This is a genomic window from Falsirhodobacter sp. 20TX0035 (assembly GCF_028307215.1).
Classification (GTDB): domain Bacteria; phylum Pseudomonadota; class Alphaproteobacteria; order Rhodobacterales; family Rhodobacteraceae; genus Falsirhodobacter.
In genome coordinates, this window is the sequence record NZ_JAQMHV010000001.1 from 347,303 (window position 1) to 371,610 (window position 24,308).

Below are 24,308 nucleotides of genomic sequence, written 5' to 3' on the forward strand. Positions count from 1 at the left end.
CCCTGCCGGAACACGTCACTCCGGACGGTGATCGGGATGCGGCTGGTGGCGTTCCCGCATAAAGGTGCGGGCGGCGTCGGCCTCCTCGCGGCTGATCGCGCCGTCCTTGTCGGTGTCCAGACGCTCCAGCAGGCGCGGATCCAGACCTTCGGGCGGGGTGGCCAGCTCGGCCGCCGACAGAAGGCCGTCGCCGTCCACGTCCATGCGCTTCACCTTCTCCTCGGCGCGGCGGTTGGCGCGTTCGGTGGCGCGGGCGATGTCCGCCGCGGCCAGTTCCTCGGCCGAGATCTTGCCGTCGTTGTTGGCGTCCATCGCCGTCACGCGCTCGGCACGATCGCCCTCCGCTTCCTCGGCGGTGATGCGGCCATCCTCGTCGGCGTCCAGCATCTCGAAGGGGGGCATGCCGGGGCGGCCGGGGCGGTCGCCCGGTTCGGCGAAGGCCGTGGACAGGCTGGCGATCGAGACGGCAATCAGGGCGGCGCCGGTCAGGTACGTTTTCATCATGTCACTCCGTGTGTGCGGTGGCGGCGGTGCATCCGCCTTCCGAAAGATGAAACGCCGCAGCCCGCCCGTTCCGTCGCAAATAATTACAGCGGCCGGAAACGCGCCATGTTATAGCCGTTCCAGTCCATGATGCTGGCCGCCGCCTTCATCCGGTCTGCCGGGATCGCGCCCGTCCGGTCCAGCACGAAGCCGAGGTTCCCCGACGGCGTGCCGATGGCCATGCTGCGCCGGTCGTAGTCGATCCACAGGATCCACCACGGCTCCCCCTCGCCTGCGGGAAGGATGCGGGCGGGGCCGGTGACCGCGAAAGGCCCCGAGATGCGGCGCGTGGTCCCGTTCAGGCACAGCGCACCGTCCACCCGACCGGGGGTGAAGGTCAGCCCACCCGGCGCGCAGGCGGCGCCGAAGCCTGCCACCTGCCGCCACGTCCCGGAAAGCCCGGCCGGATCGAACCCCGCGTTGGAATAGATCGGCACCTGCGTGTCGCGGAACACGGCGGCGGGGCCCGGGTCAGGCGTGCGGGCGCAGGCGGCCAGCGCCAGCAGCAACAGGAGGCGGCGCATCAATAGGGCGCCGGGTATTGGCGGCGCACCAAGGCGATGTCCTCCAGAACCTCCTCGGATAGGGTGACGTTAACGGATTCGAGGCAGGTCTTCAGCTGTTTCAGGTTGGTCGCCCCGATGATCGGCAGGCAGGGATAGGGCCGCGTGCGGTAGAAGGCGAGCGCCATCTGCGCCGGGTCAAGCCCGTGTTCCTTCGCCACGCCCAGATAGGCCGACACCGCCTCGAACACGAAGGGGGTGATGCGACCACCGAGTTCGGGCGACCGTTCACGGCGCGACCCCGCAGGCACCACGTCACCCGCATACTTGCCCGTCAGAAGGCCCGTCGCCAGCGGGGAATAGCCCAGCAGCGGCATGTCCTCCAACGCGGCGAACTCGGCCCAGTCGCTGTCGAAATGGCGGCACAGCAGCGAGTATTCGTTCTGCACCGTCATCATGCGCGGCAGGCCGTGCTGGTCGGCCAGCCGCAGCCAGGCCGCCGCCCCCCAGACCGTGTCGTTCGACAGGCCGAAGTGGCGCACCTTGCCTTCGTCCTGAAGGCGCTGGCATTCCTGAAGGACGGCCAGCATCTCCGCCTCGATCTTGGCCTTGTCGCGCGGCGGGGCATAGCCCCAGATCTTGCGGAAGTGATAGGATCCGCGGTTGGGCCAGTGCATCTGGTACAGGTCGATGTGGTCGGTCCGCAGGCGTTTCAGCGAATCCTCCACCGCCTGGCGCATCCGCGCGGGCGTGATGGGCGCGCCGCCCGTGGCAGCACTCCCCTCGCCCGTGATCTTGGTGGCGATCACCACTCGGTCGCGCCCGCCCTTGGCGAAGTAGTTGCCGATGATCGCCTCGGTGTGGCCCATCGTTTCGGCCGACACCGGGTTCACCGGATACATCTCGGCGGTGTCGAGGAAGTTGATCCCGTGCTCCAACGCCATGGCGATCTGGGTTTGGCCCTCGGCCTCGGTGTTCTGGGTGCCCCAGGTCATGGTGCCAAGGCACAGTTCCGACACGTTCAGTCCCGTTTGCCCAAGTGCGATCTGCTTCATGTCCGGCCCTTTTGTTGCCGGTCAAAGCCTAGAGGTCCGCGCGCCGATGACAAGCCCCGCTTGAGCGTTCGGCCCGTGCAGGATACACCCCGGGGAAATCGGACGAAAAGGCGCGGGCATGGCACGGTATCTGATCACCTCGGCACTCCCCTACATCAACGGGATCAAGCACCTGGGCAACCTTGTCGGCAGCCAGCTTCCGGCCGACCTGATCGCGCGCTACCTGCGCGCCCGCGGGCACGAGGTTCTGTTCCTCTGCGCCACCGACGAACACGGCACGCCGGCCGAGCTTGCCGCCGCCAAGGCCGGCCAGCCCGTTGAGGCGTTCTGCGCCCAGATGCACGAGGTGCAGGCCGGCATCGCTGCGGGCTTCCGGCTGTCCTTCGACCATTTCGGCCGCTCCTCCAGCCCGCAGAACCGGGCGCTGACCCAGCACTTCGCCGGCAAGCTGGCCGAGAACGGGTATATCGAGGAGGTGTCGGAGCGGCAGGTCTTCTCCATCGCCGACAACCGCTTCCTGCCCGACCGCTACATCGAGGGCACCTGCCCCAACTGCGGCTATGACAAGGCGCGCGGCGACCAGTGCGAAAACTGCACCAAGCAGCTGGACCCCACGGACCTGATCGATCCGCGTTCGGCCATCTCGGGCTCCACCGATCTGGAGGTGCGGGAAACCAAGCACCTGTTCCTGCGCCAGTCCGCCCTGCGCGGCGAGCTGCAGGCCTGGATCGACAGCAAGACCGACTGGCCGATCCTGACGACCTCCATTGCCAAGAAATGGCTGAACGACGGCGACGGGCTGCAGGACCGCGGCATCACGCGCGACCTGTACTGGGGCGTGCCCGTGAAGAAGGGCGACCAGGACTGGCCGGGCATGGAAGGCAAGGTCTTCTACGTCTGGTTCGACGCGCCCATCGAATACATCGCCTGCGCCGCCGAATGGGCCGAGGCGAACGGCAAGACCGACGCCGACTGGGAACGCTGGTGGCGCACCGACAAGGGCGCGGACGACGTGACCTACCTGCAGTTCATGGGCAAGGACAACGTGCCCTTCCACACCCTCTCGTTCCCCGCGACCCAGATCGGCTCGCAGGAACCGTGGAAGATGGTCGACTACATCAAGTCGTTCAACTACCTGAACTACGACGGCGGCCAGTTCTCCACCAGCCAAGGGCGCGGGATCTTCATGGATCAGGCGCTGTCGATCCTGCCCTCGGACTACTGGCGCTGGTGGCTGCTGAGCCATGCGCCCGAATCCTCGGACAGCGAGTTCACGTGGGAAAACTTCCAAGGGTCCGTCAACAAGGATCTGGCGGACGTTCTGGGCAACCTCGTGTCGCGCGTGACGAAGTTCTGCCGGGCCAAGTTCGGCGAGGTGGTTCCTGCGGGCGGCCAGACCGGCCCGCGCGAGGCCGAGCTGATCGCCGAGCTGACCACCCGCCTGCGCGCCTATGAGGGCAACATGCAGGCGATGGAGGTTCGCAAGGCCGCGACCGAACTGCGTGCCATCTGGGTCGCGGGCAACGAATACCTGCAATCGGCCGCACCCTGGACCGTCATCAAGACCGATCCGGAAACGGCCGAGGCGATGGTGCGTCTGGCCCTGAACCTGATCCGGCTTTACGCCGTCGTGTCGCGCCCGTTCATCCCGGACGCCGCGCAGTCGATGATGGACGCGATGGGATGCGACGACTGGTCCTGGCCCGAGGATGTGGGCGCGGCGCTGGCCACCCTGCCCGCCGGCCACGCCTTCACCGTGCCGGACGTCACCTTCCGCAAGATCACGGACGAGGAGCGGGCCGAATGGCAGACCCGCTTCGCCGGCATCCGCACCTGACCGAAAGGCGCCCCTGCGGGCGCCTTTTTCACATCAGCCCGTCGCGCCCGGCAGCAGGTCCATGTCCAGCTGCACGCCGCGCGCGCGGGCGCTTTCGATCACGGCTTCCTGCAGTTCGCGGTTCCGGGCCAAGAGGTCGCGGAACCGGTTTTCGTCCAGCGCCAGCAGCGTCGAATAGGCGATGGAGGTCACCTGCGCCGCCCGCGTCTTGCGCATCAGGATCGACAGCTGCCCGAACATGTCGCCCCGTCCCAGACGGCGCTTCTCGCCTGCGATCTCGGATTCGATGGCGCCCGAGGCGATGAAGAACACCCGCCGCGCGGGATCGCCCCGCCGCACCAGAACCTCGCCCGGCTGGGCATAGAAGGTGTACATCGCCTTGGACAAAGCGGCGCGCTGATCTTCGTCCATGCCGGCGAACAGGGGGAACTGGCGGATCAGCTGGTCCTTGTGCACGGCCAGATCCAGCCGGGGGCGTTCCTGGCTTTGCGCGCGTTCGGCGGCGATCGTGTCACACAGGGTCTTGTGCAGTTCGGGGCCGATCAGTCCGTCCTCCAGCAGGGCGGCGTATTGCCGTTCCTCCATGCGCAGGGCGGTGCGGCGGATGTAGCGGCGCTCCATCTCCTCGGTGTAGACGGGGTATTGCAGGTGAAGGCTTTCCAGCGCCCGCTCCGTCTCCTCCCCCCGGCGTTTCAGCAGTTCGTGCAGCAGGTCCGACACGCGGCGGCCGTAAAGGCGCCGCACCTTCTGGTCGATATAGTGGTGCAGGTGCCGCAGGATCGTGCGCTGGATCAGAAGCGTGTCGAACCGGTCCGCCACCACATTGGCCAGCGGCGCCGAGATGCGCAGCCGGTTGTGCAGCACCACCGCGACCCGCGCCATCGGTCCCGCCGTCAGCCCCCGCCGCGCGGCCGACCGGTAGCCGTCCCGCCCCTGCTGGCGCGTCCGCTCGATCAGGTAGTCGGCGTCCGACAGCATCAGCTCCACCAGCCGCGGGGTGATCAGCTGTTCGTGGAAGCTGCTCAGGATCTCCTCCCGCTCCCTCACCGCGAGGGCGACAAGGCCCAGGGTGATGCGCTCGCGGTCGGGGATTTCCTCGGTCGACTCGGCCCGCTGGACGGCGCTTTCCAGCCGCTGGCCGAAGCGCTTGGCCTCGGATCGGACGATGTCGCGCGACAGTTCGTGTTCGCGGATGGAGCCTGCCACCTCCTCGCGCACGTTCTGAAGGGCGACGGCGATCACCTGGTTGGACAGCGCCATGTCCAGCGGCGACAGGCGCGCTAGGCCCAGACGGTGGATCACGCGGCGCAGGGTCGTGCCCTGCACGAACAGCGTGAACAGCACGTAGCCGGTGGCAAGGATCCCGATCTCGCGCTTGATGTTGGCGGGAACCAGCGCATTTTCGGTTACGGCCAGCGCTAGCGCCAGCGTCACGGCCCCGCGCAACCCACCCCACAGCAGCGCGGCGCGATAGGCCGGCTCCACCCGCGGCGACAGCTTCAGCGCGCGCAACGCCGGGATCACCCCCCACAGGATCAGCGCGCGCGACGCGAAGGCCGCCCCCGCCACCACCAGGATCAGCAAAAGGTCGTGCCACCGCACGTCGCCCAGAAGGCGAGGGATCAAAAGCGCGGCCAGAACGAAGATCAGCGCCCCCGCCCAATGCGCAAGCAGACCCCACAATTCGCGCAGCTGCGCCCAGGTGGACGGCGCCAACCGCGACGGGCCGGACACGTTCAGAAGCAGCCCCGCCCCCACCACGGCCACCACGCCGGACACGTGAAGCTCTTCCGCCGCGATGTAGGTGATGTAGGGCAGCGCCACGCTGACCGAGATCTGGGCCAGCGGGTGGCCCGGCATCAGGCGCATCAGCTCCACCCCTCCGCGCCCGACCACGAGCCCGACCAGAAGCCCCCCACCCAGAAGCCAGGGAAACGTGCTCAGCCCCGACAAAAGGGTCGGGTTCGGCACGCCGGCCATGACATAGGTCAGGAAGAAGCCGAACAGCGCGATGGCCGCGGCGTCGTTCAGCAGGCTTTCGCCTTCGACGATCCGCATCAGCCGCTGGGGGGCGGCCACGTTGCGGAAGATGCCGACCACGGCCGAGGGGTCCGTGGTGGACACAATGGCCCCCAGCAGAAGGCAGCCCACCAGCGGCATCGAACTGAACGGCGTCAGCGCAAAGCCGATCACCAGCGTGGCCGCCAGCACGGCCAGCACCGCCATCACGAGGATCGGCACCCAGTCGTCCACCATCCGGCGGACGTTCAGCGACAGCGCCACCTCAAACAGAAGGGTGGGCAGGAACACCACAAGGAAGACCGAGGATTTGATGGGCAAAGCCAGCGCCTCGCGCAGGTCGGGGCCGAAGCCCGCATCCATCGTCTGAAGGATCAGCGCGGCCGATCCCAGCGCCGCCCCCACCACGGCCAGCACCACCGAATACGGCAAGCGCAACCGCGCCGACAACGGTTCGGACAGGGCAATGACGAGGAACAACAGCGCGGTGACGCCGACAATCAGGGTGATATCCATACGCAATCTCTATGCCGAACGGTTCGCTTCCTGAAACCCACTTTCCCGTCAAAGGGCAAGCCTTCGCGACAAGCGGCCGAGTGTGCGTCTTCGCGGGAACCGTCCGCGCCACCGGGCCGTTCCCCACGGCAGCCCGAGGTAGCATCCCACATGAAACGATTTTCCTGCCCCGTCTGCCAACAGCGGACATATTTCAAGAACACCGTCTGCCTCAGCTGCCAGACGCAGCTGATCTATGATCCGGAGGCGGCCACGATGATCGCCATGGCCGACGTCCAGCCCTGCGGCAATCGCGAGCTGATCGATTGCAACTGGCCCGCGACGGACCGGGGGCTGTGCGAATGCTGCGCGGCCTCGCACGTGATCCCGGACCTGACCATCCCCGGCAACCTGGACCGCTGGCGGCGGCTGGAGACGGAGAAGCGCCGCCTTTACTACTCGCTTCTGGCGCTGGGCCTGCCCCGCGTCGCGCCTTCGGGCAAGGCCCTCAGCTTCTCGTTCCTCGGGGACCAGCTGGCGCCCGATGGGTCGGTGGCCGAACGCGTGCTGACGGGGCACGAGGACGGCGCCATCACCCTGAACATCGCCGAGGCCGACGATGACGAGCGGGAGGCGCGGCGCGTGGCCATGGGCGAACCCTATCGCACGCTTCTGGGCCATCTGCGGCACGAGGTGGGCCATTACTACTGGGAGGTGCTGATCCGCGACGCGGGGCGCGAGGAGGAATGCGCCCGCCTGTTCGGCGACGCGAACCAGGATTACGCCGCCGCCCTGAAGCGTCACTACGCCGAAGGTGCGCCCGCAGATTGGGCGGAGCACTTCATCTCCAGCTATGCTGCCGCCCATCCGTGGGAGGATTGGGCCGAAACTTGGGCACACATGCTGCACATCGTGGACGGTCTGGACACGGCGCGCAATCATGGGGTCGATCCTTCGGGGAACGGCCTGTCCGACGCCCATGCGATCGACGACGCGCCCACCCTTCTGGCCGCCTGGGCACCGGTGGCCGAGGCGCTGAACGCGATGAACCGCTCCATCGGTCACGGGGATTTCTATCCCTTCGTGATCCCGCCGCCGGTGGCCGCCAAGATCGGCTACATGCTGCGGCTGATCCACGATCAGGGCCCCGCCGGGGGTTGAACCGGGTGGCCGAACAGGCCATCAGGACACCGGATCGGCGCCCACACGCCGGAAATGAAAGCTGAAAAAGGCGCGACATGACCCTTCGCACCCTCCTGGCCGCCCTTGCGATTGCGCTTCTGCCCCTGACCGGCCTTGCGCAAGCGCTTCCGGGCGCGGCCACGACCACCGCCCCCACCATTCCACCGGAAGAGGCCGTCCAGCGCCTGCTGGACGTCCTGCAGGACGATCAGGCCCGCACTGCGCTGATCGACACGCTGAAGGCCGACACGACGGCCGCCGGGGCCGCGACCCCGGCCACCGCCGAGGAAGAGCCCCCGCCGGCGCTGGCCCAGCAGGTGGCGGAAAGCACGGCCGCGGCCGGGCGGGAGCTGGTGGGCGAACTGGCGCGTGTCGGGCAGCAGCTTGTGGCGGGCTTCGGCATCTTCACGGAGATGCAGGTGGGCGGCGCCCATCGGGCCGAGGCGATCCAGCTGTTCATGACGATCTTCACCACGATCGTCATCGCCGCCCTTCTGATGCACGGCGCCAACATTCTGGCCGGGCGGCATTCCCCGCCCCCGACCGCAGGGTTCTGGAAGCGCACGCGCACGGCGCTGCTGATCACGCTGGTGCGCGCTGCGGGCATTCTTCTGGCCTGGACGGCGGGCTATGCGCTGGCCAGCTTCGTCTTTTCGCGCACAGGCAGCCCCAGCGCGGCCCAGACGCTCTACCTCAACGCGTTCCTGCTGTTCGGCGGGGTCCGCGTGATCCTGCGCGCCATCAGCAGTCCCAACGCCGATGACGAGCCCACCATGAGCGTTCTGGCCCCCGGGGCGCAGGCGATCATCTACCGCAACCTCGTCATCGTGTCGGGCATCGTCATCCAGGGGCTTCTGTTCGTCGTGCCCCTGATGCGCGTCTGGATCGGCTTTGCCGCCGTCCGCCCCGTGCGCACCATTGTGGCGACTCTGGCCGCCATCGCGGCCATCATCGCCATCCGCCGCATCGCCCGCGCGCTGGATCTGGCCCGCGGCGACCGCTTCACCGGAGAGATGGACGCAGGATCCGCCGTCGCGATGGGCGCGCAGCGGACCTGGCGGACGATCTGGCCGGCGCTGGCGCTGATCTACATCGCCTACAGCTGGTTCATTGTCGTCACGCGCCCCGCCCTGATCGAGACGGTGATCCTGCGCGGCACGGTCTATACCATCCTCGCGGTGTTCCTGCTGCTGATCGGGATGCGCCTGATGCGGTCGGCCGCGCATGTCAACGTGTCGCTGCCCGAAACGCTTCTGGCCCTGTCGCCCGCGCTGGCGCGGCGCACGAACATGGTGGCGATGATCCTGCTGTGGGTCGCTTCCGTCTTCCTGATGCTGTTTGCGCTGTCGCTGGCGCTGTCGGGCTGGGGCTGGGTGGATGCCAGCCTTCTGGGCGACCCGATCGCGCAGGCGGTGCTGTGGCGTGTCCTGTCGGCGCTGCTGCTGGCCGTGATCGCGGCCGTGATCTGGGCCATGGTCGACGGCTGGATCGAATACAAGCTGACGCATGGCATCAACGGCCAGTCGGCCACCAACCGCACGCGCACCCTGCTGTCGCTGTTCCGCAACGGCTTCACCATCGCGCTGGTGGTGGTGGCCACCATGATCACCCTGTCGCAGATCGGCATCAACATCGCGCCGCTGATCGCGGGCGCCGGGGTCATCGGCCTGGCTGTCGGTTTCGGCGCGCAGACGCTGGTCAAGGATGTCATCACCGGCGTGTTCATCCAGTTGGAAAACGCGATCAACGTAGGCGACGTGGTGGAAGTGGGCGCCGTGTCCGGAGGGGTGGAGAAGGTGAACATCCGCACCGTCCGCCTGCGGGCAGCCAACGGCTCGGTGCACATCGTGCCCTTTTCCTCGGTGACGACGGTGACCAACATGACCCGCGACTTCGGCGCGCATGTCATGGATATCGGCGTGGCCTACCGCGAGGATATCACCCGTGCCAAGGCGGCCCTTCAGGAAGCCTATGACCGCCTGATCAAGGAGCCGGACTTCGCCGAGGCGGTGATCGCGCCCCTGGACATGCAGGGCGTCATGGGGCTGGGCCCGGATTCCGTCAATCTGCGCGTCATCATCAAGACGCTGCCGGCCAAGCATTGGGGCGTCGGCCGCCGCTATACTGAACTGGTGAAGGAGGTGATGGACGAATGGCACATCGAGATCCCCTTCCCCCAACGCCAGCTTCACCTGCCCGAAGGGTTCGAGAAGATGCTGGCCGGAGGCCCCCAGATCGAGGGCAAGGCCGTCTCCAAGGCCACCACCTGACCCAAGGAAAAAGCGCCCCGCGGGGCGCTTTTTTCACAGATAGGTCGCGGCGCGGGCCAGATCCTCGCGGAACTTCGCCCGCTCCACCCGCGCCAGTTCCGGGTCCGGCAGGCGCAGAAGATAGGAGGGGTGCACGGTGACAAGGATCGGCGTGCCGTCCCCCGCCTCCTCGATCCCGCCGCGACGCTTCAGGATGCCCGCGCCCTTGCCCGTCAGCGATTGCAGCGCCGTGGCCCCCATGGAGACGATCAGCTGCGGCCGGATCAGCCCCATCTCGTGTTGCAGCCATGTCTGGCAGGCGCGGATTTCCCCGGCGACGGGGCTCTGGTGGATGCGGCGCTTGCCGCGCGGGGTGAACTTGAAATGCTTCACAGCGTTGGTGACGTAGACCTGACGGCGGTCCAGACCGGCGGCCTCCGCCTCCTCATCGAACAACTTGCCGGCGGGGCCGACGAAGGGACGCCCGGCCAGATCCTCCTGATCGCCCGGCTGTTCGCCCACGACCATGATTTTCGCATCGCGCGGCCCTTCGCCGAACACGGTCTGCGTGGCAGGCGCATACAGCGGGCAGCGCGTGCAGGCGGCGGCTTGGGCCCGCAGGGCGTCCAGCGTGCCCGCCTCGGGCTCGGGCCGTTCGGGCATGGCCATGCTGCGCGCCACGGCGCGGCGACGTTCGGGCGCTTCCTCGGCCTCGCGGGCCTGCATCTCGCGCACCCGGGCATCGGCGCCGCGGATCAGGTCGGGGATCAGGTCGGCCTCGGGCAGGTTTTTCCAGTATTTCTTCGGCATCTCGGATTGCATCGCCTTCACCATGACACGACCGGGATTGAAGATGCTGGCGTAATAGGTGCGCCACAGATCCTCGGTCGCGTCCGGCGGCGGGCGGGCGGTGTCGGCCGTTTCCTCGAAATGAAGCGTGCCGTCGAACCGCGCCGTCACGGCCGGGGTGGCGATCACCCAGTCCATGTCGGCAAAACGTTTGGCAAAGAAGGGTGTTCCACGTTCCACGATGTGATGGTCCGGTTCGAACCACGCGGCAAAGGCGCGGCGGGGGCCTTCGGTCGGCACCTCGCGGAAGCGGACAAAGGCGTGCATCTTGTGGATGTCGCGGCGGACGGTCTTGGCCTGCTCCATCAGCTTGCGCAGGGCGGGGTTGGTCCGGTCGCCCCAGGCCAGCCCGTCGTTCAGGCGCAGAACCAGCGCATGCGCCCGGTTGAAGCGTTCGGGATCGGAATGGCACAGCGCCGTCTCGATCTCCTCCAGCGCGTCGCGGGCGATCTTCAGCTGGCGCGAGGGGACGGGGGGCAGGTCCACGGTCAGCAGGTCGCGCGCCTCCTCCCCCACGGTCCAGCGGACAGCTTCGGGGGCGACGCCTTCGGCCGCCAGCCGCCGCACGTGATCGCGCCAAGCCGCCACCGTTCCAAGAAGGGGCAGCACGATCCGCATCAGAACAGGCTCAACTGTTCCGGGGGCGGGGCGAAGCGGGCGCGCAGGTCGGCCACCTCCAGCCCCTTGGCCTGCCAGCCGGGAAGCGTGATGAAGGGCTTGGCCTTCTTCAGGATCGCCCCCATCGCCACCAGATGTTCGTAGCGCACCAGCCCCCGCCGCCGTGTGTCAAGGATGCGGTCCACCGTCTTCACCCCAAAGCCCGGCACGCGCAAAAGCGCCTCGCGCGTGGCGCGGTTCACGTCCACGGGGAACGCGTCGCGATGGGCGATCGCCCAAGCAGTCTTTGGATCGATGTCGAGGTCGAGCATCCCCTGCCCCGCCACCTCGTCCACCTCGAACCCGTAGAAACGCAGCAGCCAATCCGCCTGATACAGGCGATGCTCGCGGATCAGCGGCGGCTTCACCAGAGGCAGCATCTTCGACGCGTCGGGGATGGGAGAGAAGGCGGAATAGTAGACCCGGCTCAGCCCGTAATTGGCGTAAAGGTTCGACGCGTTGCCAAGGATGGCGCGGTCGTCGGCGGCGTCGGCCCCCACGATCATCTGCGTCGACTGGCCGGCGGGGGCGAACTTCGCCCGCGCCTTGCCGGTGTGGGTCTTTTCGCGCGATTCCTCGCGCTTCAGGCGGACGGCGCCCATGGCCTGCCGGATGCCCTGCACCGACTTCTCTGGCGCGAGATCGGCTAGCGAACGTTCGGTCGGCAGTTCGATGTTGATCGACAAACGGTCGGCATATTTCCCCGCCTCATCGATCAGCTCGGGCGAAGCGTCGGGGATCGTCTTCAGGTGGATGTAGCCGCGGAAATTCTCCACCTCGCGCAACGTCTTCGCGATGCGCACCATGTCGGCCATCGTGTCGTCCGGGCTTCGGATGATTCCCGAGGAGAGGAACAGCCCCTCGATGTAGTTGCGGCGGTAGAACTCCATCGTCAGCCGCACCACTTCCTCCACGGAAAAGCGCGCGCGTTCCACCTTTGACGACACCCGGTTCACGCAATAGGCGCAGTCGTAGATGCAGAAGTTCGTCATCAGGATCTTCAGCAGGCTGATGCAGCGCCCGTCCGGCGCATAGGCGTGGCAGATGCCCGACCCGCCCGAACTGCCCACGCCCTTGCCGTCACGGGAATCCCGCCGCTCCCCACCCGAGGAGGCGCAGGACGCGTCGTATTTCGCGGCGTCCGACAGGATGGCGAGTTTTTCAGTCAGGGTGCGTGGCATATGTTCACAATATGTTCGCGAAGGGCGGTTTACAAGATGGGGCCGTAAACCATGTCTGTCATTAGGCTTCTGTTAACTTTGATGAACGGTTCATTACCGGAAAAACGCGCGCTACACGGGGCGTGTTGACGAGTGATCCTGTGACGAGTGTTCCACCAAAGCGAAATGGCGGCAGGAACCCTGCCGCCATTTCTTGTTTGTCCAAAGGGATCAGCCCTCGTGTTCGGGCAGGTCCTTGATCTGCTCTTCGGTCATCGAGGTGTAGGCGCGAACCTCTTCCCCGTCGTTCTGCTTGAAGAACATCAGTTCCGACACGTTCAGGGCCACCGGCTTCGCGCCGATCCCGAGGAAACCGCCCACATCGACGATCACCTGCTGGGGCGTGCCGGTTTCCGGCATCACGGACGCGACAGTTCCGACCGAGCTTTCTTCCGAGTCGTAGACCGTGACGTCGTTCAGCATCTCGCCGGTGACTTCCTCGGCCATGACGGGCGAGAAGCCTTCCGGGGGGGTCATGCCGGCCATGTCGGCGGAGGTGCCGGTTTCAGCGCCCATCGGGGCGGTGGCGCCGGTCGTGGCACCCGTCGTGGGCGCGGCGGTGCCGGATTCGGTGCCCGTCATCGGGGCGGGCGTTCCGGTCGGCTCCGACGTGGACGGCGCGTCCGAGGGCGTCGACGGCGTCTGGGTGGAGTTCATGGCCGGATCGCCGCCGGTGTTGCCAGTGTTCACCGGATCGGCCGAGGGCGAGGCGTCGTTGCCGGTCATCGGGGCCTGCGGGGCGCCGGTTCCGGTGGTGGGGCTGCTGGACTCGGGGGCGGTTTGGGCAAGAGATGCGCCCGACACAAGGGCCAGGATTGCGGTCGAAAGTGCAAGCGTCTTCATGCGTAACTCCTTCTCATTCCCGATGCGGTTCTGCATCGCGATCGGGGGGACAACCTTTCGTCCGGCCCAAAAGTTCCGCAGCGGGCGAACCGCCGGAACCAGCGGATGCGCGGAGTGTTGCTGAGGCAGTTCCCCCTGTCCGAGGTTTTCATGCCGCTTCCCACCGCCCTGTATCACCTGCTTCTGCGCGAGGGCCGCACGTTCCGGACCGCCATCGACCTTCTGCCGCGACTGAAGCGCGTGGGGATCAGCCACCTGTATCTGTCGCCCATCTTCCAGGCGACGGAAGGGTCCACCCACGGCTATGACGTGACCGATCCCACGGCCATCGACGCAAGTCTGGGCGGGCGCGAAGGCTTTTCAGAACTGGCGCGGGCGGCGAAAGAGGCCGGCATCGCCATCGTGCTGGACATCGTGCCGAACCACACGGCCTTCAACCTGGAAAACCCTTGGCTGCTGGACGTGCTGAAGCACGGGCAGAACAGCCGCTATGCCCGGCACTTCGACATCGACTGGTCCAAGGGCCGGCTGGTCGTGCCGTTCCTCGGCGAGCCCTTCGACGCCGCCCGCTTCCGGGTGGAAGGCGACCAGCTGACGGACGGCACCCTGTCCTTCCCGCTGCGCCCCGGCACGGCGGGCGACGACATCGCCAAGGTGCACGAGGATCAGGCCTACCGCCTGACGTTCTGGGAAATGGAGCGCGACAGCATCACCCATCGCCGCTTCTTCAACGTCACCGGCCTGATCGGCATGCGGGTGGAGGACGAGGCGGTCTTCGAAGATACCCATGCCCTGATCTTCGCACTGGTGCGTTCGGGCGAGGTGCAGGGTCTGCGCGTGGACCATATCGACGGGCTGGCCGATCCGAAGCAATATCTGGACCGTCTGGCGGCCGCCCTGCCCGACACGCCCGTCTGGGTGGAAAAGATCCTGACCGGGCCCGAATGCCTGCCGGACGAGTGGAAGACCATGGGCACGACCGGCTACGAATCTGCCCGGGCGCTGGCCCGCGTGCTGACGGATGCGAAAGGCTTCGAGGCGATCGACGCGATGTGGCGCGAGGCGACGGGACGCACCGGCGATTTCGAGACGGCACTGGATCTGGCCAAGGAAGAGGTGATCGAGGGCGATCTGGCCGCCGAACTGCTGCAACTGGTGGAACTGGGCCGCGCCGCCCTTGGCCCCAAGGCCGAGGCGGGCGACGCCTGGCTGCGCGAGGCGATCGTGGCCCTTCTGCGCCACTTCCCCCGCTACCGCACCTATTTCAACGCCGACACCGCACGGGACGAGGACCGCCGGATCATGGAGGAAACGCTGGCCGCCGCCGCGCAGGACCTGCGCACGGATCGCGTGGCGCGCCTTCTGGTGGACGCCCTCCTGACCGCCCCCACGCCCGAAGCCGAGCGTTTCCGCATGCGCTTCCAGCAGGTGACGGGCGCGCTTCTGGCCAAGTCGCACGAGGACACGGCCGCCTTCCGCTGGAACCGCTATCTGGCCACGAACGAGGTGGGCGGCCTTCCGGACGAGGCGACACTGGACGTGGCCGGCTTCGACGCCTTCCTGCAGGGCATGGCCCCCAGCCACGTGAACCTCACCTCCACCCACGACACCAAGCGGGCCGAGGATGCGCGGATGCGCCTTGTGGCGATCAGCCATCTGCCCCGGCAGTTCGCGGCGCTGTGGCAGGACTCCACCACTCTGCCCGAGGCGGAGGGCGTCGATCCGAACCTGCGCTGGTTCATCGTGCAGACCCTGCTGGCCGTGTGGCAGGACCGCGATGATCTGGGCCCCCGCCTGCGCGACCATCTGCAAAAGGCCATGCGCGAGGCCAAGGAGATCACCAACTGGACCCATCCGCGCGAAGAGGCGGAAGGCAAGGCGCAGGCCTTCGCGGCCGCCCTGCTGGCCCGCTGGACCGCGCATCTGCCCGAGGCGGCGACCGTCCTCATGCGCCGCGCCGACCAGCTGAGCCTGGCACAGGTGGCGCTGAAGTTCGCGATGCCGGGCATCCCCTACATCTATCAGGGAACGGAAAGCCTGTCCTACCACCTGACGGACCCCGACAACCGCCTGCCGGTGGACTACAGCCTTCTGGACACGCTGGACACGCCCAAGGCGCGTCTGACCCGCGCGATGATGGCCCTGCGGCAGGCGCATCCGGCGTTCTTCGAAAACGCCTCCGCCCATGCCGACGCCCCGGCGCCGAACCGCCTGCGCCTGATCCGCGACGGCGACGGGCGGCTGGAGGTGACGGTGGCGCTGGACGGCACGGACCTGCCCGCGGGCAACATCGCCACCGACACGGGCGCCGTTCGCATGAACTGGAGCGGGGTGTAGCGCCCCCGCACCGCAGGTGTGACATTCCGGCCGGGTCCGCGCGAAGTTTCACGCGGACCACGGAACTTGTGCGCGGTCCGGCGGTTCTTCGTCGGTCCAGAGATGCGGAGGCTGAAGCGATGAACACCCCCACCAAGCTTGATTTCAGCCGGACGATGGGCGTCCTTCTGGCCGGGGGGCAAGGATCGCGCCTGTACGACCTGACGCGCAACGAATGCAAGCCCGCCCTCGCCTTCGGCGACACCCGCCGCATCATCGACTTCACCGTAGCGGGCGCCGTGCGCGCCGGCCTCCGCAACATGCTTGTCGGGACGCAATATCGGCCTGAAACGTTGAACATGCACATGCGTCACCGCTGGGGGCAGGCCTTCGACACGCTGTCGCTGCGCCATGGCCCAACCGTCACCGGCCATTCCGCCGGATACACCGGCACCGCCGCCGTCCTGGCCGCCAACATCGCCGAGATCGACGCCTCGGGCGCCGAGGAGATCGTGGTTCTGGCGGGCGATCATGTCTATGACATGGACCTGACCGCCATGATCGCCGATCACCTCATGACCGGCGCGGACGTGACCGTGGCGGTGGACGCCGTTCCGCGGCGCGAGGCGTCGGGCTTCGGCGTGATGGGCACGGACGCGGACGGCCGCATCCGCATGTTCGTCGAGAAACCCGACGATCCCCCGCACATGCCGGGCGATCCGTCGCGGGCGCTGGCCAGCATGGGCATCTACGTCTTCCAGTGGCGCTGGCTGAAGCCGGTGCTGGTGGAGGACATGGCCAATCCGCGCTCCGGCCACGACTTCGGCAAGGACATCCTGCCGCGCGCCGTCGCCTCGGGCCATGCCTACGCCCACACCCGCCCGGTCGACGCCGAAGGCCGCGCCCCCTACTGGCGCGACGTGGGCACGCTGGACGCCTTCCGCCGCACCTGGCTGGACCTGCAGGACGGCCACGCCCGCTGCCGCCTGCCCGAAGGTGTCGGCCTGCGCCGCGATCTGGACCCCGGCCATGACGGCTTCTACGGCCACGCCCTGCGCGCGGGCAGCCTGAAGCTGACGCCCCCTGCCTTGGGCGCCCGCCGCTGGACGATGCTGGACGACACCGTGGTCATGCCCGGCGCCCGTATCGAACCCGGCGCACGCCTGACCCGCGCGATCGTCGCCCCCGGCACCACCGTGCCCGGCGACCTGACCGTGGGCGAGGACATGGCCGAGGACGCCCGCTGGTTCCGCGTCACCAGCGCCGGCACCACCCTTCTGACCCAAGCCATGATCGACCAGCGCGCCACCGCGCGGGTTCGCATCCAACCCTCCGCCACCCTTAATTCAGGCCGTATTTGATGACATTCGCCTTTGACCGTGAGGCTTCCCGCTCGGACGTTCTGGGTGCGGAAGTGGATGCCGACGGCACCAACTTCGCCATCTTCTCTGAAAACGCGACCCGGATTGAACTGTGCCTGTTCGACGAAACCGGCGAGAACGAGATCCAGCGCATGGACATGCCGCTGATGGAAGGCGGGATCTGGCACGGCTATGTGCCGGGCATCCGCAAGGGTCAGGCCTATGGCTACCGCGTCCATGGCCCGTACGAACCCGAAAAGGGCCACCGCTTCAACCCCAACAAGCTGCTGCTGGACCCTTATGCGCGCGAGGTGATCGGCCACACGAAGTGGGACGACGCCCTGTTCGGCTACGCCCTGCCCGGCGACGACCTGACCTTTGACGAACGGGATTCGGCCCCCTTCATGCCGAAGGCCGTCGTCACCGATCCCGATTTCGACTGGGACGCCGACTGGACCCTTCAATATCGCTGGTCAGACACCCTGATCGTGGAAGGCCACGTGAAGGGCCTGACCCAGCTGCATCCGGGCGTCCCGGAAGAGGATCGCGGCACCTTCGCGGGCCTCGCTTCGGACGCGGTGATCGACCACCTGCACCGCATCGGCGCTACCGCGCTGGAACTGCTGCCGATCCACGGCTTCCTGCACGACCGTCACCTGCAGGAAAAGGGGCTGAACAACTACTGGGGTTACAACTCGCTCCTGTTCTTCGCGCCCCATCGCGGCTACCTCAAGTCCGGCAAGCCGCGCGAGGTGAAGGCCGCGATCCAGAAGCTGCACCGCGCGGGGATCGAGGTCATCCTTGACGTGGTTTACAACCACACGGCCGAGGGCAACGAGAACGGCCCGACTCTGTCTTTCCGCGGCATCGACAACGCGTCCTATTACGTGCTGTCGCCCGACAATCCGCGCCACGCCTTCGACACCACCGGCACGGGCAACACGCTGAACGTCGCCCATCCGATGGTGCTGCGCATGGTGCTGGATTCGCTGCGCTACTGGGTGCAGGTGATGCATGTGGACGGGTTCCGCTTCGACCTCGCCTCCACCCTTGGTCGCGAGGCGCAGGGCTTCGAACGGGACGGCGCGTTCTTTGCCGCCATCCGTCAGGACCCGATCCTGTCCAAGGTGAAGCTGATCGCCGAACCGTGGGACGTGGGCGAAGGCGGCTATCAGGTGGGCGGCTTCCCCTGGCCCTTCCGCGAGTGGAACGACAAGGCCCGCGACGACCTGCGCGCCTTCTGGAAACGCGAAGGCGGCAAGATCCCGCGGGTCAGCCAGCGCCTCACCGGCTCCCCCACCCAGTTCAACCATTCGCACCGCCCGGCCACCAGCTCCATCAACTTCCTGGCGGCGCATGACGGCTTCACGCTGTGGGACACCGTGTCCTACAACGAAAAGCACAATGAGGCGAACGGCGAGGACAACCGCGACGGCCACGGCCACAACCTTTCCGACAACATGGGGATCGAGGGCGCGACCGAGGACGAAGGCGTCAACGCCTCGCGCGAGCGGCGGGTGAAGGCGATGCTGGCCTCGCTGTTCTTCAGCCAGGGCGTTCCCATGATCCTGGCCGGGGACGAGATCGGGCAAAGCCAGAACGGCAACAACAACGCCTATTGCCAGGACAATGAAACCGCCTGGCTGCACTGGGACAAGGCGCGCGACACACTGACCCAGGCGGTGGCCGACCTGATGGCGTTCCGCAAGGAAACGGCGCTGTCCCGCATTCGCTGGGCCACCGATCCCGAAAGCGGCGTGGAAGGCCCGACCGTCACCTGGCACCACCCTGAAGGCCGGGACATGTCCGAAGGCGACTGGGCCGATGCCGGGCTGGAAGTGATCGGGATGCAACTGACCACCCCGGATTCAGAAGTCTTCCTGATCCTGAACGCCGGGGATGAGGGGACGTTCACGCTGCCCGAAGGCAACTGGATCAAGCGCATCGACACCGCGCTGGACCCAGTGGCCTGCCACGAGCCGTGCAGCGGTGCCGTTCGGCTGAACTGGCAGTCCTCCAGCGCCTACGTCCGGGCCTGACGGGCGCGGGCGGCGTCGCGCCACGCCATGTAGGCGATGGACGCGATGATCAGCCCGCCGCCCAGCAGGACGTAGACGTCCACCGCCTCGCCGAAGACGATGGCGCCCAGCATCGTCGCCCAGACGAGCTGAAGAAACACCACCGGCTGCGTCACCGTCACGGGGGCGCAGTCAAAGGCCCGGGTCATGCAGTAATGCGCCAGCGTGGCGAACACCGCCGACATGGCGAGGAACGCCAGATCGCCCATGGACGGCGTCACCCAGACCATCAGCGCCGGCGGGGCCAGCAGGATCGCCACGCTGATCGACATCATCGCCACGATCACCCCGGCCGAGACCTCACCGCTCAGCTTCTTGGCCGAAAGATAGCTTCCGGCGAACATGCAGGCGGCGAACAGCTGCGCCAGATGGCCCGTCTCGATCGCCCGCAGCCCCGGCCGCAGCACGATCAGCGTGCCGATCAGCGCGATGGCCACCGCCCCCGCCCGCCGCCATGTGAAGCGTTCGCCGAACAGCAGCGCCCCACCCAGCGTCACCAGCACGGGGTTGAGGTAGTTGATCGCCGTCACCTCGGCGATGGGGATGTGGACCATGGCATAGAACCAGCCGATCACCGCCAGCGCATGAAAGACGCCGCGCACCGCAAACAGCCGCCAGATCCGTGCCGAAAAGCGCTGCCGCAGCAGCAAGGGCAGCATCGGCAGCAGAAGCACGATCCCGAACACGAACCGCAGGAACGCCCCCTGAACCGAGGGAAGGTCGTTGCCCGCCGCCCGCACCGCCCCGTTCACCGCCACAAAGGCGAGGCCGGAGGCCAGCATCCACAGGATGCCCTGAACCGGACGGTCACGCATCCAGGATCAGCCCAGCGGCCAAGGTCCACATCAGAAGGCCCATCGCAATCTCCAACAGGGTCCAGGCGGCCGGTTTGCGGAACAGCGGCGCCAGCCAGCGCGCCCCGTAGCCCAGCAGCGTGAAGAACAGGAACGACGCCAGCACCGCGCCCGCGCCAAAGGCCAGTCGATCCTCGGCCTGCGCGGCAATGGACCCGATCAGGACCAGCGTGTCCAGATAGACATGCGGGTTGGCCCATGTCAGCGTCAGGCAGATCGCCACCACCCGCCCGCGCGACACGGGGGCTGCGCCCGAGAGATCCAGCGCCCCCGCCCCCTGCCACGCGGCGCGGAACCGCAGCGCGCCATAGATCAGCAGGAACGCGGCGCCCGCATACAGCATGACCTGCCCCAGCCACGGCACCGCCTGCGCCACCGCCCCGAACCCCGCCACCCCGGCCGAGATCAGGATCGCGTCCGACAGCGCGCACAGCAGCACGACCGTGCCCACATGCTCGCGCCGCAGCCCCTGGCGCAGCACGAAAGCATTCTGCGCGCCGATGGCTAGGATCAGGGACAAGGAGGTCAGGAAACCGGAGATCATGCGTTCACGCTTCGTTCAGCAAAGAAGGGTATCAGGCGCCATCTTCAGAAAAAGGACCGGCAGAATGCCGCAAACGACCGAAAACGACACGTGGGTCTGGAGCCCGCAGATGGACGCGTGGTTCGCCGGGGAGTGGATGGGCGACCGCGCGACGCGCCCGATCCTCGCCCGCCTGCTGCCCGACCTTCCCCGGTCGATCGAGGTGGAGGAGATGCCCCTCCACCCGTGGAACGAGGTGCTGGTCTAGTCCAGCTGCGCGGCCACATCCTCGGGGATGTCGAAGTTGGCGGTGACGTTCTGCACGTCGTCGTCCTCTTCCAGCGTGTCGATCAGCTTCATCAGCGTGCGGGCCGTGTCCAGATCGACCTCGGTCCGCGTCTGGGGCTTCCAGATCAGCTTGGCCTCGTCCGCCTCGCCCAGCGTCTTTTCCAGCGCGTCGGACACGGCGGCCAGATCGTCCATCGGGCAATAGATCCAGTGGCCGTCGGCGTCGGACTCCACATCCTCGGCGCCGGCTTCCAGCGCGGCCATCATCACGGTGTCGGCGTCGCCGGCGCTGGCGGGATAGGTGATCTCCCCCACCCGGTCGAACATGAAGGACACCGATCCGGTGGTGCCAAGGTTGCCGCCGTTCTTCGTGAAGTAGCTGCGGACGTTGGACGCCGTGCGGTTCACGTTGTCCGTCATCGTTTCCACGATCACCGCGATGCCGTTCGGGCCGTAGCCTTCATAGCGCAGCTCGGTGTAATCCTCGGCGTCGCCGCCCTGCGACTTCTTGATCGCGCGGTCGATCACGTCCTTGGGCATGGACACGGATTTCGCGGCCTTCACGGCCAGGCGCAGGCGCGGGTTCTTGTCGGGATCGGGATCGCCCATCTTGGCGGCGACGGTGATCTCCTTCGCCAGCTTCGAGAACATCTTGGAGCGCAACTTGTCCTGCTTGCCCTTCCGGTGCTGGATGTTCGCCCATTTGGAATGGCCTGCCATATCCCGTTACTCCGTCCCGTGAAATCCGGTTTCCATATGCCAGCGGGGGCCGCCCCCCGCAAGCCCTAGAGCCCGTAGAGCAAGGGGATCACGATGGCCGCCACCACCCCCATCAGCACGTTCAGCGGCACGCCGATGCGTAGGAAGTCCCCGAAGGTGTAGCCGCCGGGCCCGTAGACCAGCAGGTTGCACTGGTACCCGATGGGCGTGGCGAACCCGAAGGAGGCGCCCAGCATCACCGCGATCAGGATCGGTCGCGGATCGACGCCCAGACCCTGCGCCAGTGCGATGGCCACCGGCGTGATCACCACCGCCACCGCGTTGTTGGACAAAAGCTCTGTCAGCAGCGAGGTCAGGGCGTAAACGCAGAAGATCAGCGCCCAGCCCGGAAGATCGCCCATATAGGGCTGGGCATAGCCCACGATCAGCTCCACCGCGCCGGAATGTTCAAGGCCCGCACCCACGGCGATCATGCCGAACAGCATGCCCAGCAACCGCCCGTCGATGGAGGCGAACGCCTCGTCCGCGTCGATGCAGCGGGTCAGCAGCACGATGGCCACGCCGAGGAAGGCCAGAATCTCGATCGGGGCGATGTCGAGGGAAGAGAGCACGATGATGCCCGTCAGCACCGCGATCACGATGGGCGCGCGCTTGCGCCGGAACGGGCGTTCCACCGGCTGGGTCAGGTCCACCATGTCCATGTCGGAGGCGAGGCGCTGGATGTCCTCCATCCGGCCCTCCAGCAGCAGCGTGTCGCCCACGGCCACCACCAGGTCGTCCAGCTGCCGTCCGATGTTCTGGTTCCGGCGGTGCGCCGCCAGAACGTAGACGCCGTAGCGGCGGCGCAGGCGCATCTCTCCCAGCCGGCGGCCGATCAGGCGGCAGCCGGGGGTGATCAGCACCTCCACCGTGGAGGTCTGGACCGAGGACAGCTTGTCGACCGAGGTCAGGTCCTTGTGCCCCTGAAAGCTGAGGAGTTCCTGAAGCGGCGTGCGCAAAACCACCCGGTCGCCCGGCGACAGCACGATCCCCGCCAGATCGCGGCGCAGGGACGCGTCGCCCCGCAGCACGTCGATCACCCGCACGCCGTTGCGCTTGAACAGGTCCGCCTCCAGCACCGGCGTGCCGACAAGGGAGCTGTCCTGCGCGATCGCCACCTCGGTGAAGTATTTCATCTTGGAACGGTTGCCGAGCATCGCGCTCATCGACTCGCGCGAAGGAAGCAACCAGCGCCCGAAAAGGCCGAGGTAGAGCATGCCGACGATGGCGATCGGGAGGCCGACGGGCGTAATCTCGAAGATGCCGAAGGGTTCCAGACCCGCCTGCCGGGCCACGCCGTCCACCACGAGGTTGGTGGAGGTTCCGACCAGCGTGACCGTTCCACCCATGATCGACAGATAGGACAACGGGATCAGCAGTTTCGACGGCGCGATCTTCATCGTGTTGGCCAGCTGCATGAACACCGGCAGGAAGACGACGACCACCGGCGTGTTGTTCACCACCGCCGACAGCGCCACGATGCCAATGCCCAGAACCGCCACCGTCTGCGCCGGATGGGTGGCGACCCAACGGTTCGCCACCTGCGTGATGGTGTCCAGCGTCCCCGTCCGCACCAGCGCCCCCACGACGATGAACATCAGCGCGATGGTCCAGGGGGCGTTGTTCGACAGGATGGCCTTCGTGTCGCCCATCGGCAGGATGCCGAGCACAAGCATCACCGCCGCGCCGCCGATGGCCGTCACCTCCACCGGGAAGGTTTCCGCCACGAACAGAACCAGCATCACGAACAGGATGCCCAGCGCGACCCAGGGCATCACCGAAGCGGACAGCTCAAACATGCGGAAGCGACTCCTGCAGGCGTCCGCCGGTGCGGATCATGGTCACGGACAGGGCCTTGCCGGTGCGGTCGTCCGTCTGCACGAAGACCCCGGACAGTGTGGCGGGGCCGTTGGCAGGTTCGAACCGTTCCTTCGGCATGCCGGTGATGAAGCGGCGCAGCGGCTCCAGCTTCTGCATGCCGATGACGCTGTCGTAATCGCCGCACATGCCGGCGTCCGACTGGAAGGCGGTGCCGCCCGGCAGGATCTGCGCGTCGGCGGTGGGGATGTGGGTGTGAGTGCCCACGACAAGACTGGCGCGTCCGTCGCACCAGTGGCCCATGGCCATCTTCTCGCTCGTCGCCTCGCAATGCATGTCGACGACGCTGGCCTGCACGGCGCCGCCATGGGTCTTCAGCGCCGCGTCGATGGCCGAGAAGGGATCGTCGAAGGGCCGCTTCATGAACACCTGCCCCAGCACCTGCGCCACCAGAACCTTGCGGCCGCCCGCCGCGGTGAACACCCGCGCGCCCTTGCCCGGCGCCATCTTGGAAAAGTTCAGCGGCCGGATCACCCGCGGTTCGCTTTCGATGAACTGCAGCATGTCCTTCTGGTCAAAGGCGTGATCGCCCAGCGTCACGCAATCGGCGCCGGAATCGAGGATCAGCTTCGCGTGTCCCCCCGTCAGGCCCATGCCGCCGCTGGCATTCTCGCCGTTCACGATCACGAAGTCGGCCCCAAGATCGGCCCGAAGTTTCGGCAAACGCTCGGCAATCGCCGTACGTCCTGCCCGCCCCATCACATCGCCCAGAAAGAGTATTTTCATGCGCAAAGCGTTAGGGGCGGGGCACGGGGCAGGCAAGAACATTCTTGCTGTCTTTCCGCGGCACGCAGGCAGA

Annotated in this window: 19 protein-coding genes; 7 read left to right on the forward strand and 12 right to left on the reverse strand. The window is 67.2% G+C overall.

Going from position 1 to position 24,308, the window contains the following annotated elements:
• Positions 1 to 15: 15 nt before the first annotated feature.
• From PIJ50_RS01870 to PIJ50_RS01880, 3 genes are all read right to left on the reverse strand, one after another.
• On the reverse strand, positions 16 to 504 hold the full coding sequence (locus PIJ50_RS01870; RefSeq protein ID WP_271972190.1) for an EF-hand domain-containing protein: 489 nt from the start codon (positions 502 to 504) through the stop codon (positions 16 to 18).
• An 83-nt stretch (positions 505 to 587) separates the two neighbouring features.
• The gene (locus tag PIJ50_RS01875; protein WP_271972191.1) at positions 588 to 1,067 is read right to left on the reverse strand and encodes a lipocalin family protein; all 480 of its coding nucleotides are present in this window, start codon (positions 1,065 to 1,067) and stop codon (positions 588 to 590) included.
• Entirely contained in the window at positions 1,067 to 2,101 is a 1,035-nt protein-coding gene (locus PIJ50_RS01880) for an aldo/keto reductase (protein WP_271972192.1), read from the reverse strand. The genes PIJ50_RS01875 and PIJ50_RS01880 overlap by 1 nt, the downstream gene beginning before the upstream one ends.
• Positions 2,102 to 2,219: 118 nt before the next feature.
• Here PIJ50_RS01880 and metG point away from each other — a divergent pair, with 118 nt between their 5' ends.
• Complete coding sequence (gene metG / locus PIJ50_RS01885; protein ID WP_271972194.1) at positions 2,220 to 3,938, forward strand: methionine--tRNA ligase; 1,719 nt, start codon at positions 2,220 to 2,222, stop codon at positions 3,936 to 3,938.
• Positions 3,939 to 3,971: 33 nt separating this feature from the next.
• Here the strand turns inward: metG and PIJ50_RS01890 are convergent, their stop codons facing one another.
• Positions 3,972 to 6,473 carry a cation:proton antiporter gene (locus PIJ50_RS01890; RefSeq protein ID WP_271972196.1) on the reverse strand — a complete coding sequence of 834 codons (2,502 nt, stop codon included), beginning with the start codon at positions 6,471 to 6,473 and terminating at the stop codon, positions 3,972 to 3,974.
• Positions 6,474 to 6,623: 150 nt separating this feature from the next.
• Between PIJ50_RS01890 and PIJ50_RS01895 the strand changes: the two genes are divergently transcribed.
• Together PIJ50_RS01895 and PIJ50_RS01900 are read left to right on the forward strand one after the other, a co-directional pair.
• On the forward strand, positions 6,624 to 7,613 hold the full coding sequence (locus PIJ50_RS01895; protein ID WP_271972198.1) for a zinc-binding metallopeptidase family protein: 990 nt from the start codon (positions 6,624 to 6,626) through the stop codon (positions 7,611 to 7,613).
• Positions 7,614 to 7,690: 77 nt separating this feature from the next.
• Positions 7,691 to 9,904, forward strand: a complete 2,214-nt coding sequence (locus tag PIJ50_RS01900) for a mechanosensitive ion channel domain-containing protein (RefSeq protein ID WP_271972200.1) — start codon at positions 7,691 to 7,693, stop codon at positions 9,902 to 9,904.
• Positions 9,905 to 9,937: 33 nt separating this feature from the next.
• Here the strand turns inward: PIJ50_RS01900 and PIJ50_RS01905 are convergent, their stop codons facing one another.
• From PIJ50_RS01905 to PIJ50_RS01915, 3 genes are all read right to left on the reverse strand, one after another.
• Positions 9,938 to 11,353: a UdgX family uracil-DNA binding protein gene (locus PIJ50_RS01905; protein ID WP_271972927.1), complete on the reverse strand. Its 1,416-nt coding sequence runs from the start codon at positions 11,351 to 11,353 to the stop codon at positions 9,938 to 9,940.
• Positions 11,350 to 12,570: a putative DNA modification/repair radical SAM protein gene (locus tag PIJ50_RS01910; RefSeq protein ID WP_271972202.1), complete on the reverse strand. Its 1,221-nt coding sequence runs from the start codon at positions 12,568 to 12,570 to the stop codon at positions 11,350 to 11,352. Before PIJ50_RS01910 ends, PIJ50_RS01905 begins: the two co-directional genes overlap by 4 nt.
• A gap of 210 nt (positions 12,571 to 12,780) precedes the next feature.
• Positions 12,781 to 13,452, reverse strand: coding sequence for a PRC-barrel domain-containing protein (locus PIJ50_RS01915; RefSeq protein ID WP_271972204.1), 672 nt, complete (start codon positions 13,450 to 13,452; stop codon positions 12,781 to 12,783).
• A gap of 150 nt (positions 13,453 to 13,602) precedes the next feature.
• On the opposite strand from PIJ50_RS01915, the gene treY reads away from it, so the two are divergent.
• From treY to glgX, 3 genes are all read left to right on the forward strand, one after another.
• On the forward strand, positions 13,603 to 15,789 hold the full coding sequence (gene treY / locus PIJ50_RS01920) for a malto-oligosyltrehalose synthase (protein WP_271972205.1): 2,187 nt from the start codon (positions 13,603 to 13,605) through the stop codon (positions 15,787 to 15,789).
• Between the two features lie 119 nt (positions 15,790 to 15,908).
• Positions 15,909 to 17,129, forward strand: a complete 1,221-nt coding sequence (locus PIJ50_RS01925) for a sugar phosphate nucleotidyltransferase (protein ID WP_271972206.1) — start codon at positions 15,909 to 15,911, stop codon at positions 17,127 to 17,129.
• Positions 17,129 to 19,168: a glycogen debranching protein GlgX gene (gene glgX, locus PIJ50_RS01930; RefSeq protein ID WP_271972208.1), complete on the forward strand. Its 2,040-nt coding sequence runs from the start codon at positions 17,129 to 17,131 to the stop codon at positions 19,166 to 19,168. Before PIJ50_RS01925 ends, glgX begins: the two co-directional genes overlap by 1 nt.
• On the opposite strand, the gene PIJ50_RS01935 is transcribed toward glgX, so the two are convergent.
• Together PIJ50_RS01935 and PIJ50_RS01940 are read right to left on the reverse strand one after the other, a co-directional pair.
• Positions 19,153 to 20,022 carry a DMT family transporter gene (locus PIJ50_RS01935; RefSeq protein ID WP_271972210.1) on the reverse strand — a complete coding sequence of 290 codons (870 nt, stop codon included), beginning with the start codon at positions 20,020 to 20,022 and terminating at the stop codon, positions 19,153 to 19,155. The two genes, glgX and PIJ50_RS01935, sit on opposite strands and share 16 nt — an antisense overlap.
• On the reverse strand, positions 20,015 to 20,605 hold the full coding sequence (locus tag PIJ50_RS01940) for a LysE/ArgO family amino acid transporter (RefSeq protein WP_271972211.1): 591 nt from the start codon (positions 20,603 to 20,605) through the stop codon (positions 20,015 to 20,017). Before PIJ50_RS01940 ends, PIJ50_RS01935 begins: the two co-directional genes overlap by 8 nt.
• Before the next feature lie 64 nt (positions 20,606 to 20,669).
• On the opposite strand from PIJ50_RS01940, the gene PIJ50_RS01945 reads away from it, so the two are divergent.
• Positions 20,670 to 20,852 (forward strand): hypothetical protein, encoded by a 183-nt coding sequence (locus PIJ50_RS01945; protein WP_271972213.1) that lies wholly within the window; start codon positions 20,670 to 20,672, stop codon positions 20,850 to 20,852.
• On the opposite strand, the gene PIJ50_RS01950 is transcribed toward PIJ50_RS01945, so the two are convergent.
• The 3 genes from PIJ50_RS01950 to PIJ50_RS01960 form a co-directional block, all read right to left on the reverse strand.
• A complete protein-coding gene (locus PIJ50_RS01950; protein WP_271972214.1) occupies positions 20,849 to 21,592 on the reverse strand; it encodes a YebC/PmpR family DNA-binding transcriptional regulator in 744 nt (247 codons plus the stop codon). The two genes, PIJ50_RS01945 and PIJ50_RS01950, sit on opposite strands and share 4 nt — an antisense overlap.
• A gap of 65 nt (positions 21,593 to 21,657) precedes the next feature.
• Positions 21,658 to 23,430: an SLC13 family permease gene (locus tag PIJ50_RS01955; RefSeq protein ID WP_271972215.1), complete on the reverse strand. Its 1,773-nt coding sequence runs from the start codon at positions 23,428 to 23,430 to the stop codon at positions 21,658 to 21,660.
• Positions 23,423 to 24,235, reverse strand: coding sequence for a TIGR00282 family metallophosphoesterase (locus PIJ50_RS01960; RefSeq protein ID WP_271972217.1), 813 nt, complete (start codon positions 24,233 to 24,235; stop codon positions 23,423 to 23,425). Before PIJ50_RS01960 ends, PIJ50_RS01955 begins: the two co-directional genes overlap by 8 nt.
• Positions 24,236 to 24,308 lie beyond the last annotated feature (73 nt).

Bases quoted from the DNA above. Each gene is read 5' to 3' on its own strand.
- PIJ50_RS01945 (WP_271972213.1), top strand. From the start codon at position 20,670: ATGCCGCAAACGACCGAAAACGACACGTGGGTCTGGAGCCCGCAGATG.
- PIJ50_RS01960 (WP_271972217.1), bottom strand. From the start codon at position 24,235: ATGAAAATACTCTTTCTGGGCGATGTGATGGGGCGGGCAGGACGTACG.
- PIJ50_RS01875 (WP_271972191.1), bottom strand. From the start codon at position 1,067: ATGCGCCGCCTCCTGTTGCTGCTGGCGCTGGCCGCCTGCGCCCGCACG.
- PIJ50_RS01870 (WP_271972190.1), bottom strand. From the start codon at position 504: ATGATGAAAACGTACCTGACCGGCGCCGCCCTGATTGCCGTCTCGATC.
- PIJ50_RS01925 (WP_271972206.1), top strand. From the start codon at position 15,909: ATGAACACCCCCACCAAGCTTGATTTCAGCCGGACGATGGGCGTCCTT.
- PIJ50_RS01900 (WP_271972200.1), top strand. From the start codon at position 7,691: ATGACCCTTCGCACCCTCCTGGCCGCCCTTGCGATTGCGCTTCTGCCC.
- PIJ50_RS01890 (WP_271972196.1), bottom strand. From the start codon at position 6,473: ATGGATATCACCCTGATTGTCGGCGTCACCGCGCTGTTGTTCCTCGTC.
- metG (WP_271972194.1), top strand. From the start codon at position 2,220: ATGGCACGGTATCTGATCACCTCGGCACTCCCCTACATCAACGGGATC.
- treY (WP_271972205.1), top strand. From the start codon at position 13,603: ATGCCGCTTCCCACCGCCCTGTATCACCTGCTTCTGCGCGAGGGCCGC.
- PIJ50_RS01940 (WP_271972211.1), bottom strand. From the start codon at position 20,605: ATGATCTCCGGTTTCCTGACCTCCTTGTCCCTGATCCTAGCCATCGGC.
- PIJ50_RS01915 (WP_271972204.1), bottom strand. From the start codon at position 13,452: ATGAAGACGCTTGCACTTTCGACCGCAATCCTGGCCCTTGTGTCGGGC.
- glgX (WP_271972208.1), top strand. From the start codon at position 17,129: ATGACATTCGCCTTTGACCGTGAGGCTTCCCGCTCGGACGTTCTGGGT.
- PIJ50_RS01935 (WP_271972210.1), bottom strand. From the start codon at position 20,022: ATGCGTGACCGTCCGGTTCAGGGCATCCTGTGGATGCTGGCCTCCGGC.
- PIJ50_RS01950 (WP_271972214.1), bottom strand. From the start codon at position 21,592: ATGGCAGGCCATTCCAAATGGGCGAACATCCAGCACCGGAAGGGCAAG.
- PIJ50_RS01910 (WP_271972202.1), bottom strand. From the start codon at position 12,570: ATGCCACGCACCCTGACTGAAAAACTCGCCATCCTGTCGGACGCCGCG.
- PIJ50_RS01895 (WP_271972198.1), top strand. From the start codon at position 6,624: ATGAAACGATTTTCCTGCCCCGTCTGCCAACAGCGGACATATTTCAAG.
- PIJ50_RS01955 (WP_271972215.1), bottom strand. From the start codon at position 23,430: ATGTTTGAGCTGTCCGCTTCGGTGATGCCCTGGGTCGCGCTGGGCATC.
- PIJ50_RS01880 (WP_271972192.1), bottom strand. From the start codon at position 2,101: ATGAAGCAGATCGCACTTGGGCAAACGGGACTGAACGTGTCGGAACTG.